The 11,879-nt window shown below is 58.6% G+C and carries 14 protein-coding genes; 12 read left to right on the forward strand and 2 right to left on the reverse strand.

The window, feature by feature from the left end:
• Positions 1-6: 6 nt before the first annotated feature.
• Positions 7-915 (reverse strand): TIGR01777 family oxidoreductase, encoded by a 909-nt coding sequence (locus RHM68_RS20840; RefSeq protein ID WP_322218675.1) that lies wholly within the window; start codon positions 913-915, stop codon positions 7-9.
• 195 nt (positions 916-1,110) lie between these two features.
• On the opposite strand from RHM68_RS20840, the gene RHM68_RS20845 reads away from it, so the two are divergent.
• The 12 genes from RHM68_RS20845 (at position 1,111) to RHM68_RS20900 (ending at position 11,193) form a co-directional block, all read left to right on the forward strand.
• A complete protein-coding gene (locus tag RHM68_RS20845; RefSeq protein WP_322218677.1) occupies positions 1,111-2,097 on the forward strand; it encodes an NAD(P)/FAD-dependent oxidoreductase in 987 nt (328 codons plus the stop codon).
• Complete coding sequence (locus RHM68_RS20850; protein WP_322218679.1) at positions 2,094-2,309, forward strand: TIGR02450 family Trp-rich protein; 216 nt, start codon at positions 2,094-2,096, stop codon at positions 2,307-2,309. The genes RHM68_RS20845 and RHM68_RS20850 overlap by 4 nt, the downstream gene beginning before the upstream one ends.
• 153 nt (positions 2,310-2,462) lie before the next feature.
• Entirely contained in the window at positions 2,463-3,422 is a 960-nt protein-coding gene (locus tag RHM68_RS20855; protein ID WP_322218681.1) for a DUF523 and DUF1722 domain-containing protein, read from the forward strand.
• Positions 3,423-4,364: a MerR family transcriptional regulator gene (locus RHM68_RS20860; protein ID WP_322218683.1), complete on the forward strand. Its 942-nt coding sequence runs from the start codon at positions 3,423-3,425 to the stop codon at positions 4,362-4,364.
• A gap of 20 nt (positions 4,365-4,384) precedes the next feature.
• Positions 4,385-5,830: a deoxyribodipyrimidine photo-lyase gene (phrB, locus tag RHM68_RS20865; protein ID WP_322218686.1), complete on the forward strand. Its 1,446-nt coding sequence runs from the start codon at positions 4,385-4,387 to the stop codon at positions 5,828-5,830.
• Positions 5,823-6,245, forward strand: a complete 423-nt coding sequence (locus tag RHM68_RS20870; protein ID WP_322218689.1) for a nuclear transport factor 2 family protein — start codon at positions 5,823-5,825, stop codon at positions 6,243-6,245. Before phrB ends, RHM68_RS20870 begins: the two co-directional genes overlap by 8 nt.
• Positions 6,242-7,024, forward strand: a complete 783-nt coding sequence (locus tag RHM68_RS20875; RefSeq protein WP_322218692.1) for an SDR family NAD(P)-dependent oxidoreductase — start codon at positions 6,242-6,244, stop codon at positions 7,022-7,024. Before RHM68_RS20870 ends, RHM68_RS20875 begins: the two co-directional genes overlap by 4 nt.
• Positions 7,021-8,268, forward strand: a complete 1,248-nt coding sequence (locus RHM68_RS20880) for an NAD(P)/FAD-dependent oxidoreductase (RefSeq protein ID WP_322218694.1) — start codon at positions 7,021-7,023, stop codon at positions 8,266-8,268. The genes RHM68_RS20875 and RHM68_RS20880 overlap by 4 nt, the downstream gene beginning before the upstream one ends.
• The gene (locus RHM68_RS20885) at positions 8,265-9,080 is read left to right on the forward strand and encodes a DUF1365 domain-containing protein (protein ID WP_322218697.1); all 816 of its coding nucleotides are present in this window, start codon (positions 8,265-8,267) and stop codon (positions 9,078-9,080) included. Before RHM68_RS20880 ends, RHM68_RS20885 begins: the two co-directional genes overlap by 4 nt.
• Positions 9,067-10,338, forward strand: coding sequence for a cyclopropane-fatty-acyl-phospholipid synthase family protein (locus tag RHM68_RS20890; RefSeq protein WP_322218698.1), 1,272 nt, complete (start codon positions 9,067-9,069; stop codon positions 10,336-10,338). Before RHM68_RS20885 ends, RHM68_RS20890 begins: the two co-directional genes overlap by 14 nt.
• Positions 10,331-10,834 carry a DUF2878 domain-containing protein gene (locus tag RHM68_RS20895; protein ID WP_322218700.1) on the forward strand — a complete coding sequence of 168 codons (504 nt, stop codon included), beginning with the start codon at positions 10,331-10,333 and terminating at the stop codon, positions 10,832-10,834. The genes RHM68_RS20890 and RHM68_RS20895 overlap by 8 nt, the downstream gene beginning before the upstream one ends.
• Positions 10,835-10,887: 53 nt before the next feature.
• Positions 10,888-11,193, forward strand: coding sequence for a YkgJ family cysteine cluster protein (locus RHM68_RS20900; protein ID WP_322218703.1), 306 nt, complete (start codon positions 10,888-10,890; stop codon positions 11,191-11,193).
• Positions 11,194-11,307: 114 nt separating this feature from the next.
• On the opposite strand, the gene RHM68_RS20905 is transcribed toward RHM68_RS20900, so the two are convergent.
• Positions 11,308-11,826: an acyloxyacyl hydrolase gene (locus RHM68_RS20905; RefSeq protein ID WP_322218706.1), complete on the reverse strand. Its 519-nt coding sequence runs from the start codon at positions 11,824-11,826 to the stop codon at positions 11,308-11,310.
• Positions 11,827-11,879: the final 53 nt, after the last annotated feature.

Consider the following 11,879-nt stretch of genomic DNA (forward strand, 5'->3'; position numbering starts at 1 on the left):
AAAATCCTATTTCTCAGGGCGGCTGAACAGGTCGTCCAACGCCGCGCGCAAATCAGTGAACTGGAAAGTAAAACCGGCGTCCAGCAAGCGCGCAGGTATCGCTCGCTGACCACCCAGCAACAGCAATGACAACTCGCCCAGACCCACCCTCAACGCAAAGGCCGGCATCGGCATGAACGCCGGACGGTGCATGACATTGCCCAGGGTTTTGGTGAACTCGCGATTACGCACCGGCTTTGGCGCGCAGGCATTATAGGGACCGCCAGCGTTGTCGTGATGCAGAAGAAAATCAATCAGGGCGATTTGATCCTTGATATGAATCCACGGCATCCACTGCCGACCGTTGCCAATCGGCCCACCCAACCCCAGCTTGAACGGCAGCAAAAGCCGCGCTAAAAAACCGCCCTCCGCCGACAACACCAACCCGGTACGCACCAGAATCACGCGAATACCCAACGCCTCGGCGCGCTGTGCGGTTTCTTCCCAGGCAATACACAACTGGCTGGCGAAATCCTCATTGACCGGGGGCGAGTCCTCGTTCAGTTCCCGCTCGCCACCGTCGCCGTACCAGCCAACCGCAGAACCGGAGATCAGCACCCTGGGTTTCTGCTCGCGACTTTCAAGCCAGCTCAGCAGGGTTTCAGTCAGCGTAATGCGACTGCTCCAGAGCAACGCTTTGCGTTTGTGCGTCCACAGCCGATCCGCAATCGGCGCCCCGGCCAGGTTGATAACGGCATCGACGGTGTCTTGGCCAATGTCTTCCAGACGGGTAATACCGCGGATTTGCGCACCGCAGATTTTCCCGACTTTTTGCGCATCACGGCTCCAGACCGTAAGCCGGTGCCCCTGACTCAACCAGTGTCGGCAGAGTTGACGTCCTATCAAACCAGTACCGCCGGTCAGCAATATGTGCATGACATCTTCCTCGCGTGGCGTTTTACCCGGATCACTAGTCTATTTTTAAAACAGGGATCTTTGGCATCGAGCAGGCTCTATTGTTAACAATAGGCCAAGCTGTCAGAACGAGAACGCTAAAAGTTATACCAAAAAACAATATTGTACAGGTTTAAAGCACGGCGTAATCTGTACATAAAGGTAAACGAGGCCCCTATGACTGTACCAATCGCAATCATCGGCACCGGCATTGCCGGACTTTCCGCCGCCCAAGCCCTTACAGAGGCCGGGCATGCCGTTCAACTCTTCGATAAAAGCCGTGGCAGCGGCGGGCGTATGTCGAGCAAACGCAGCGATGCGGGCGCTCTGGACATGGGCGCGCAGTATTTTACTGCACGCGATCGGCGCTTTGTCACCGAGGTCCAACGCTGGCAAGCCAACGGCTGGGTCGCGGAGTGGACGCCGCAGCTCTACACCTTCCAGGGCGGGCAGCTGAATCTATCGCCGGACGAGCAGACACGCTGGGTTGGCACACCACGCATGAGCGCCATCACTCGCGGCCTGCTCGGCGACCTGGAAGCGCACTTCGCCTGCCGCATCACCGAAGTCTATCGCGGTGAAGAGCACTGGCATTTGCAGGACGCCGACGGTTTCACCCACGGCCCTTTCAGCCACGTCGTGATCGCGACTCCGGCGCCTCAAGCAACCGCACTGCTGGCGGCAGCGCCAAAACTTGCCGGGGCCGCCGCCGGGGTAAAAATGGACCCGACCTGGGCCATCGCCCTGGCCTTCGACAAACCATTGGATACGCCCATGGAAGGCTGCTTCGTGCAAGACAGCCCCCTCGACTGGCTGGCCCGCAACCGCAGCAAGCCAGGGCGCGACAATCGACTCGACACGTGGGTGCTACACGCCACCAGCGCCTGGAGTCGCCAACATATCGACCTGCCAAAAGAAGCGGTGATTGAACAGTTGCACGGCGCCTTCGCCGAGCTGCTGCACAGCGCAATGCCGGCGCCCACCTTCAGCCTTGCTCATCGCTGGCTCTACGCTCGCCCGGCCAGCAGCCATGAATGGGGCGCGCTGGCGGACGCCGACCTGGGTTTGTACGTGTGTGGCGACTGGTGCCTGTCCGGGCGTGTAGAAGGCGCTTGGCTCAGTGGCCAGGAAGCCGCTCGCCGCTTACACGAGCACTTACAGTGAATCGCGTTAATCCGGCAAAACTGCTGCTGTCAAAATGGACGGCAGCCCAACCGCAAAACCGTGAAAAGCATTTCCTGGTCACTGAGCTGTTTCGCGATGAGGAAGGCACGGTGCTGGAAGTCGAGTTGCAGGCGGTATTGACCCAACGCACAGAGCGAATGGCCTGGCAAACCTTGAAAAACAGCGACACCTGGTTGTTGGGCTGGAAGTAAACCCAGGGGAAGCACGCGTGTTTTCGCAAAGGATTTAACGCTTCTCGAGAAAAACCTATACAAATACTTTGACTTGTACACCTTTGAATCTATGATAAGCCGTATGTTGTACAGAGCCTAATTTCTGTACAGGTTTAGATTCGAGGTGCCCCGATGCTCGACTCCACCGCGAAACCAAAAATTGCCATCAGCGCTTGCCTGATGGGCGCCGAAGTACGCTTCAACGGCGGTCACAAGGAATCTCGGCTGTGCAGCCGAACGCTCACTGACTACTTCGATTTCGTCCCGGTCTGTCCCGAGGTCGCTATCGGCATGGGGATCCCCCGGGAACCGATTCGTCTGGTAGGCGATGCTGAACACCCCGAGGCCGTCGGCACGGTGAACCGCGAGCTGAACGTCACTCAGCCGCTCACCGAATACGGCCAGAAAATGGCCGTCGAACTGAATGACATCTGCGGCTACATCTTCATGCAGAAATCGCCGTCTTGCGGGCTGCTGCGGGTCAAGGTTTACCACGCCAACGGCGCTCCAGTGGACGGCGGTGGTCGCGGAATCTACGCCCAGGCCTTCTGTGCCGAACACCCTGACCTGCCGGTGGAAGAGGATGGTCGCCTGAATGATCCGGTACTGCGCGAAAACTTTCTCACCCGCGTATTCGCCTACAGCGCCTGGCAGCAATTGCTCAAAGAAGGCCTAACCCGTCGCGGCCTCATCGCGTTTCACTCGCGCTACAAGTACCTACTGATGGCCCATAACCCGGTGCAATACAAAACCCTGGGCGCCCTACTGGGCAACATGGGCCAGACCGACCCAAAAGAGCTCGGCCCACGCTATTTCAGCGAACTGATGGAAGCGTTGAAGAAATGCGCCACCCGCCGCACTCACACCAACGTCCTGCAACACATCAGCGGCTACCTCAAGCAGGCCATCAGCCCTGAAGACAAGCAGGAAGTGCAGCACATCATCGGTCAGTACCGTCACGGCATCGTGCCGTTGGTGGTGCCACTGACCCTGCTCAAACATTACTTTCGCCAACACCCCCATCCTTACATTGCGCAACAGGTTTACCTGCAACCGCACCCGGAAAACCTCAGCCTGCGAAATGCGATCTAAATGAAAACCACACCCGATAACAGTCGCGACGAAGACCTTGGCGTCGACTTTAAAAAGGCGCTGGACGAAGGCTGGCTGCCGATCCGCGAAGTGGCCCGGCAGACGGGTGTAAACGCCGTCACCCTGCGCGCCTGGGAGCGGCGTTACGGGTTGATCGTTCCCCAGCGCACCCCAAAGGGTCATCGGCTGTTCTCGGCCGAACACGTCCAACGCATTTTGACGATCCTCACGTGGCTCAATCGCGGCGTGGCAGTGAGCCAGGTCAAGCAGTTGCTCGATACGCCACAGGCCTTCACCGACTCGGCTGAAAATGACTGGCAACTGCTGCATCACACCTTGCTGCAAGCGGTCACTCAATTGGATGAGCGCACCCTCGACGACACTGTCAACCAGGCCATGGCGCTGTACCCACCGCGCACGTTGTGCGAACAACTGCTGATGCCATTGCTGGCAGAGTTGGAGCAGCGCTGGCAAGGCCAGTTCGGCGCGCAGATGGAACGAGTGTTCTTTTATTCCTGGTTGCGCAGCAAATTCGGCGCACGCATCTACCATAACAACCGTCAGTTACGCACCGCTCCGCTGCTGTTGATCAATCATTCGGATCTGCCCTTAGAGCCGCACCTGTGGCTCACCGCCTGGTTAATCAGCAGCGCCGATTGTCCGGTGGAGGTGTTCGATTGGCCATTGCCGGTCGGCGAACTGGCACTGGCGGTTGATCACCTGCAAGCTCGCGGCGTGCTGCTGTATTCCAGTAAAGCCATGAACCTGGCGCAGTTGCCGAAACTTTTAAGTGGCGTCAGTTGCCCAAAAGTAATAGTCGGACCAACGGTATGCATCCACCACACCGAGTTATCCGTAAGAACCACCGAGATCACTGATTTGTTCCTGGCCGAAGATCCCTTGTCGGCTCATCAGGAGCTGGTTCAGCGCGGGCTCATTTAATGTCGACGACGGAAACCACCATGCAACTGATCTGGCTGCGCAGCGATTTGCGCGTACACGACAACACCGCCCTTTCGGCCGCCGCCGCTCGCGGCCCGTGCGCCGCGGTGTACCTGCTGAGCCCGCAGCAGTGGCTGGAACATGACGACGCGCCGTGCAAGGTGGATTTCTGGCTGCGTAACCTGAACGAGATGAGCCGCACGCTGGGCGAACTGAACATTCCCTTGTTGATCCGCAACGCCCCACGTTGGGATGACGCGCCACAGGTCGTGCTCGATCTGTGCCAACAGTTAAAGGTCGGCGCGGTACACGTTAACGAGGAGTACGGCATTCATGAAACCCGGCGTGACGCGCAAGTGGCGCAGTTACTCGACCGTAGCGACATCGAATTCCATAGCTACCTTGATCAATTGTTTTTCAAGCCAGGCACGTTACTGACCAAAACCGGGACTTACTTCCAGGTCTTCAGCCAGTTCCGCAAAGTGTGCTACGAGCGCCTGCACCGTTCAGTGCCGGGCCTGGTACGCGCCCCTGTTGCTCAGGCACCGTTGCACCTGCCGAGCGATGCCATCGCGACCCGTGTCGAACACTTCGAAACACCTGACGCCACGTTGCAAGCCCTGTGGCCCGCCGGTGAAGCCGAAGCCCAACGTCGCCTCGCAACTTTCGCCGACGCGCAAATCGATTATTACAAAAGCGAGCGCGACTTCCCGGCGAAACCTGGCACCAGCCAGCTCTCGGCTTATCTGGCGGCAGGTGTCATCTCCCCGCGCCAGTGCTTGCACGTCGCCCTGCAAAGTAATCAGGGTGAATTTGAAAGCGGTAACGTCGGCGCCGTGACTTGGATCAATGAGCTGCTGTGGCGCGAGTTCTACAAACATATTTTGGTCGGTTATCCCCGCGTTTCACGACACCGCGCCTTCCGCCCGGAAACCGACGCGGTGGCTTGGCGTGAAGCCCCGGACGAGTTGGCGGCCTGGCAACAGGCGCGCACGGGGCTGCCGATCATCGACGCGGCCATGCGCCAGTTGCTGGAAACCGGCTGGATGCACAACCGCTTGCGCATGGTGGTGGCGATGTTCCTGACCAAGAACCTGCTGATTGATTGGCGTGAAGGCGAGCGCTTTTTCATGCGGCATTTGATCGACGGTGACTTGGCGGCCAACAACGGCGGCTGGCAGTGGAGTTCCTCTACTGGTACCGATTCGGCGCCTTACTTCCGTATTTTCAACCCATTGAGCCAATCGGAACGATTCGACGCCGACGGTGTGTTCATCAAGCACTGGCTGCCGGAGCTGGCAGGGCTGAACAAGAAGGAAGTACACAACCCGGCCACCGTCGGCGGTTTGTTCGGCGTGGCGGACTACCCATCGCCAATCGTCGACCTGGGCAAGTCTCGCCAACGGGCGCTGGCAGCGTTCAAGAACCTGCCTTCGCGGCAAGCAGTGGGGGGTGGCCATGAGTGATTTCCTGCGGCGCTTTGCGCGCCAGTTCGCCGACCTCAACAAGAACAATCTGCAACGCCTCGATCAGTTGTACACGGACGACGTGCAGTTCACCGATCCGCTGCATGAAGTGCAGGGGCTGGCGCATTTGCGCAGCTACTTCACCGAGCTCTACGCCAACGTCAACGACCTGCGTTTCGATTTTCACGGCTTCGACCAGATTGCTGAAGGCGAAGGATATCTGCGCTGGGTGATGAGTTATCGCCATCCACGCCTGGCCGGCGGCCGGTTGATTCGGGTGGACGGCTGCTCGCATTTGCGCTGGCGCGACAAGGTTTATCGTCACCGGGATTACTTCGATGCCGGAGCAATGCTTTATGAACATCTACCCGTGTTGGGCCGCGCGATTGCCTGGCTGAAAAGGAGAATGGGATGAATCTTACACCTGCTCGGCGGTATTGGTTGACCGGCGCCAGTAGCGGCATTGGTGCCGCACTGGCCGAAGAAATACTGAAAACCGGTGCCCACCTGGCCGTCAGTTCGCGCTCGGTGGCGCCGCTCAAGGTTTTGTCACAGCGCTATCCGGGGCAGGTGCTGGTGGTGGCCGGCGACCTGACCAACAGCCAGACCGTGCGTGAAATCGGCGAACAGATTACCGAAGCCTGGGGCTCGCTGGACACCGTGATCCTGAACGCTGGCACCTGTGAATACGTCGATGTGCAGCAGTTCGACGCCTCGATCATTGAACACGTGATCCGCACCAACCTGCTCGCCAGCAGCTACTGCATCGAAGCGGCCCTGCCCTTGTTGCGGGCCGGCACAGCGCCGCATCTGGTAGGGGTTTCCAGTTCGGTAACTTACCTGCCGCTGCCACGCGCCGAAGCTTATGGCGCCTCGAAGGCAGGGCTGCGTTACCTGTTCGAATCTCTGCGCATTGATCTCGCCCCGGAAGGCATCGAAGTCACCGTGGTGAGCCCAGGCTTTGTCGATACACCGCTGACCGCAAAAAACGATTTCCCGATGCCCCTGAGCTGGCCAGTGGAAAAAACCGCACGGCACATTTTCGCCAAGCTCAAAAATCGGCCACTGGAGATCGCCTTTCCGGCGCTGTTCATGGCCATGCTCTGGCCGCTGTCGAAAATGCCCAATCGATGGAAGCTGGCGATCGGCAAGCGAATGCTACGCAGTCCGGCACCGATTAAGGATAAACCGTGAAAATCGCCATTATCGGCAGCGGGATCTCGGGCCTTACCAGCGCCTACCTGCTGAACCGCCAACACGACATCACCTTGTTCGAGGCCGGCGACTGGGTCGGCGGCCACACCCACACCGTGGAAGTGACCGTCGATGGTCAGCGCTACGCCGTGGACACTGGTTTTATCGTGTTCAACGACTGGACCTACCCGAATTTCATTCGCCTGTTAGGTCAGCTCGGGGTGGGTTTCAAACCGACAGAAATGAGTTTCTCGGTGACCGACCCTGACTCTGGTCTTGAGTACAACGGCAACAACCTCAACAGCCTATTCGCCCAGCGTCGCAATTTGCTGTCGCCGGGGTTCTGGGGCATGTTGCGCGACATCCTGCGCTTCAACAAAGAGTCGCAGCGGGACCTGGCAGAACAGCGGATCGCCGCCGACACCACCCTCGATCAATACCTGAAGGCTGGCGGCTACGGGGAGCGCTTCATCCTGCACTACATCGTGCCGATGGGCGCGGCGATCTGGTCAATGTCGATGGCCGACATGCTGGGTTTTCCGTTGCAGTTCTTTGTGCGTTTCTTTAAAAATCATGGCTTGTTGTCCGTCAGCAATCGTCCGCAGTGGTGCGTCATCGAAGGCGGATCGAGTGCATATTTGGCGCCGCTGACCGCCTCTTTTAAAGACAGAATTCGCCTCAATTGCCCGGTATCCCGAGTCGAACGCGACGAGGACGGTGTGGTTGTCCACAGCGCCATCGGCAGCGAGCGCTTCGACAAAGTGGTGTTCGCCTGTCACAGCGATCAAGCGCTCAACCTGCTGGCCGACCCCAGCAGTGCGGAACAGTCGATCCTTGGCGCCCTGCCTTACGCCGACAACGAAGTCGTGTTGCACACCGATATACGCCTGCTGCCGGAGCGGAAACTCGCCTGGGCCAGTTGGAACTATCGCTTGGGTGGACCTGGTCATGCGTTGGCGGCGGTCACCTACGACATGAACATCCTGCAAGGCATCCACAGCGACACCACGTTCTGCGTCAGCCTCAATCAGAGTGCCGGTATCCATCCGCTTAAGGTGCTCGCCAAATACACCTACGCCCACCCGCAATACAGTTTGGCGGCCGTTGCGGCACAGGCTCGCTGGGAAGAGTTGAACGGCGCTCAACATACCTATTACTGCGGCGCCTATTGGGCCAATGGCTTCCATGAAGACGGCGTAGTCAGTGCCTTGCGGGTTGCCCAGTCGTTTGGAGAAACCCTGTGAACAGCGCGCTCTACAGCGGCTGGATCGCCCATCGGCGATTCGCGCCAAAGACTCACCAATTCCGCTACCGGATTGGTTTGTTGTACCTGGACCTCGACGAACAGGATGCCGTACTTGGGCTGTCACCGTTGTCAGGTAACAGCCGCTTCTCACCGTTCTCATTTCGTGAAAACGACTACCTGAAAGCCTTCACCAGCACCGGCATGCGCTTGATCGATGCGGTACGCCAGCAAGTCGCCCTCGCCATCGGCCACGAGCCGAAAGGTTCGATCTGCCTGCTGACACAGGCGCGCAGTTGGGGCCTGTCGTTCAATCCGGTGAGTTTTTTCTACTGCCATGAGGCCGACGGCCAACTGGCGGCGATTCTCTGCGAAGTCACCAACACCCCATGGCGCGAGCGCTATCACTACGTGTTGCCGGCCAAAGCCCCGCAAGATCTGAGCGATTTCCATCAGCACTTTGCCGTGGCGAAGGCGTTTCATGTGTCGCCATTTTTACCACGTGACCTCGAATACCGCATGAGCTTCAGCCCCGCCGCGCAAAGGCTTGGCGTACACATGGCGGACTGGCAGGGCGAGCTGAAACTATTCGACGCAACACTCAGCCTGCAACGTGAACCCCTAGACCGCAGCAGCCTGCATCGCTACCTGCGAAAGTTTCCGTGGATGACCGCGAAAACCTGCCTGGCGATCTATTGGCAGGCCGTGCGCCTGTTGCTCAAACGTATACCGATTTTTGCTCATCAAGCTGCCGATGGCAGCTTTAAAACCGCCATCGTCCCCCCAAAGGATCGCCGCCATGAAATCCTCTAGTGTTACGGCAAAAGCCAATCTGATAAGCGCCAACGGATTGACCGGGTCGCTGCTTCGGCGCGGCGTGCTGCGTCAGTTGGCGCATCTCAAGCATGGGCAACTGGTGGTCATCGAAGACGGCGAACGGCATGTGTTTGGCACGCCTGGCAGTCATCTCACGGGGGAGATCCATATCCTTGATGCCGCCGCCTGGGGCTTGGTCGCCAGCAGCGGCTCAATCGGCGCCGGCGAGGCGTTCATCCATGGTTACTGGAGTTCGCCGGACCTGACCGCGGTGGTCCGCGTGTTTGTGAGCAACCTGGAGGTGCTGGATGCGCTGGAAGGCGGTCTGGCAAAACTCACGCGCCCCTTCGTTCAAGGCCTGCACTGGCTCAACCGCAACACCCGAAAGGGCTCGCAGAAAAATATTGCGGCGCACTACGACCTGGGCAACGACTTGTTCGAACAGTTTCTGGACCCGACCATGATGTATTCGGCGGCGCAATTCCTTAGCCCCGAGGACAGCCTGGAGCAAGCACAACTGAACAAACTGGAACGGATCTGCCAGAAACTTGCGCTGAAACCCAGCGATCACTTGCTGGAAATCGGCACCGGCTGGGGCAGCATGGCGCTCTACGCGGCGCAGCACTATGGCTGCAAAGTCACCACGACCACGCTGTCCAAAGAGCAGTTCGCCTTCACCGCAAAGCGCATCGAAGCCCTCGGCCTACAGGATCAGGTCACGTTGCTGCTGTCGGATTACCGCGACCTCACCGGCCAGTACGACAAACTGGTGTCGATCGAGATGATCGAGGCGGTGGGTCATCGCTTCCTGCCAACGTACTTCAAGCAATGCGCGCATTTGCTCAAAAGCAACGGTTTGATGCTGTTGCAGGCAATCACCATCCGCGAACAGCGTTACGAACAAGCCAAAACCAATGTCGACTTTATCCAGCGCTACATCTTCCCCGGCGGCGCCCTGCCCTGTGTGCAAAAGATGCTGGAAGTTGTCAGCCGCGACACCGACATGAACCTGCTGCACATGGAGGACTTCGGCCTGCACTACGCGCGGACGCTGCGCCTGTGGCATGAGAATTTTCGCCATGCGCACAGTCGCTTGACTGAGTTGGGCTACGACGACTACTTCCTGCGGCTGTGGGAGTTTTACCTGTGCTACTGCGAAGGCGGCTTCCTTGAGCGCACCATCGGTACGGCGCAATTGCTGCTGGCCAAACCTTGCGCAATGCCGGCGCCATTGCTTGGCCGCTTCGATGCTTGAACGTCTGGCCAACGCCGTGCTGTTTCAGCTCGGCTGGTTTGCCTGCGTGGCGGGCGGCGACAGCCTGTGGCTGTTGGTAGCGCTGGCAGCACTGGTGATTCATTTGCTGTGGATAAGTCATTGGGCCGATGAAGGCCGGCTGATTCTCAGCGTAGTGTTGCTCGGCACCACCGTGGACAGCTCATTGCGCTGGCTGGGTGTTTTCGAGTTCGCGGACGTCTCGCCCTTGATTCCGCTGTGGCTTATGTTGCTGTGGGCACTACTGGCAACCACCTTGCGCCACTGCTTGCAGTGGAGCGCCAGCCCTTGGTGGCTGGCCAGCGTACTGGGTGCCGTGGGTGGAGCGGTATCGTATTACGCCGGTGGAAAACTGGCAGGCGTTCAATTCCCCTACGGCCAGGCACCGACGCTGATCGGCATCGCACTGCTCTGGGCCTTGCTGTTTCCGGCCCTCCACTTCATGGCCCAACGGCTGGCGACGGACACCCGAGACTAAACGTCTGTCAGGCCTTTCACACAGCATCGATCCACTGCCTTACACTGCGCGCCATGAAAACCATTCCCCACACGCAAATCGCTGATCCGGCGGTCACGTGCTCGACCTGTTCCGCCTGCTGCTGTCAGCTCGAAGTCATGCTGATCACCGACACGGGCGTGCCCGATCGTTTTATCGATACCGATGACTGGGGCGGGGAAGTCATGCTGCGCCTGGATGACGGCTGGTGCGCCGCGCTGGATCGCAACACGATGATGTGTACCATCTACGAAAAACGACCGCTGATCTGCCGGGAATTCGCCACGGGTTCGCCGGAGTGCATGGAAGAGCGCCAAGGCATCACGTCGGTGTACCGATAAAACCAGCCGATTCAAGCGCACGTGTTGACGGCACTTACGCTTTAGCGAGCAGGCTCACCTCCACAGGAAACTATCGACGCCTGTAGAAGCGAGCGGCTAGCGAATCTTTGAGGATTACAACGGCAGGGTGTAATGCAGCGCGTAGCTTTCTACGCCGCCATTGTTACTGTTGATACCGGCGTTGGAATAGTGCGTCGCGCGAACCCCGATTTCATGCCCACCCGCAAAGCGCAGGCCGAACCCGAGGCGGTCTTCGAACTGAAAGGACTCACCAATGTTGTTGTCTTCAAGCTGAGTCCGGGAGAACAACGACACACCAATCCCTGCCTCGACATACGGTTTGACGTTCTGCCCGGCAAACTCGTAAACAAACACCGGAGAAAACGAGAGGCTGCTGGCGCCCGGCGTCTTGTCACCTTCCCAATAAGTGTAAGCGCCACTCCAGTAACCGGTCACTCGACCGACGTCACTTTGCAGCCAACTCTTGTCCCAATCGAATTGCAGACCCAGCCGGTAAGTCATGGTCGAATCGCTGGTCTGACCGACCCCGAACTCCACGCCTGCCGCTTGCGCAGTCAAGCTTTGCCCAAACAATGCGGCCGCAATCGCAGCCAAGCAGAATAGTTTCTTCATTAGAAACGTCCTTTCCCGAACGATGTAAATGTGGTTTTTTTGTTACTCAACAG

Origin of the sequence: Pseudomonas sp. DC1.2 (genome assembly GCF_034351645.1) — a bacterium.
Lineage (GTDB): Bacteria > Pseudomonadota > Gammaproteobacteria > Pseudomonadales > Pseudomonadaceae > Aquipseudomonas.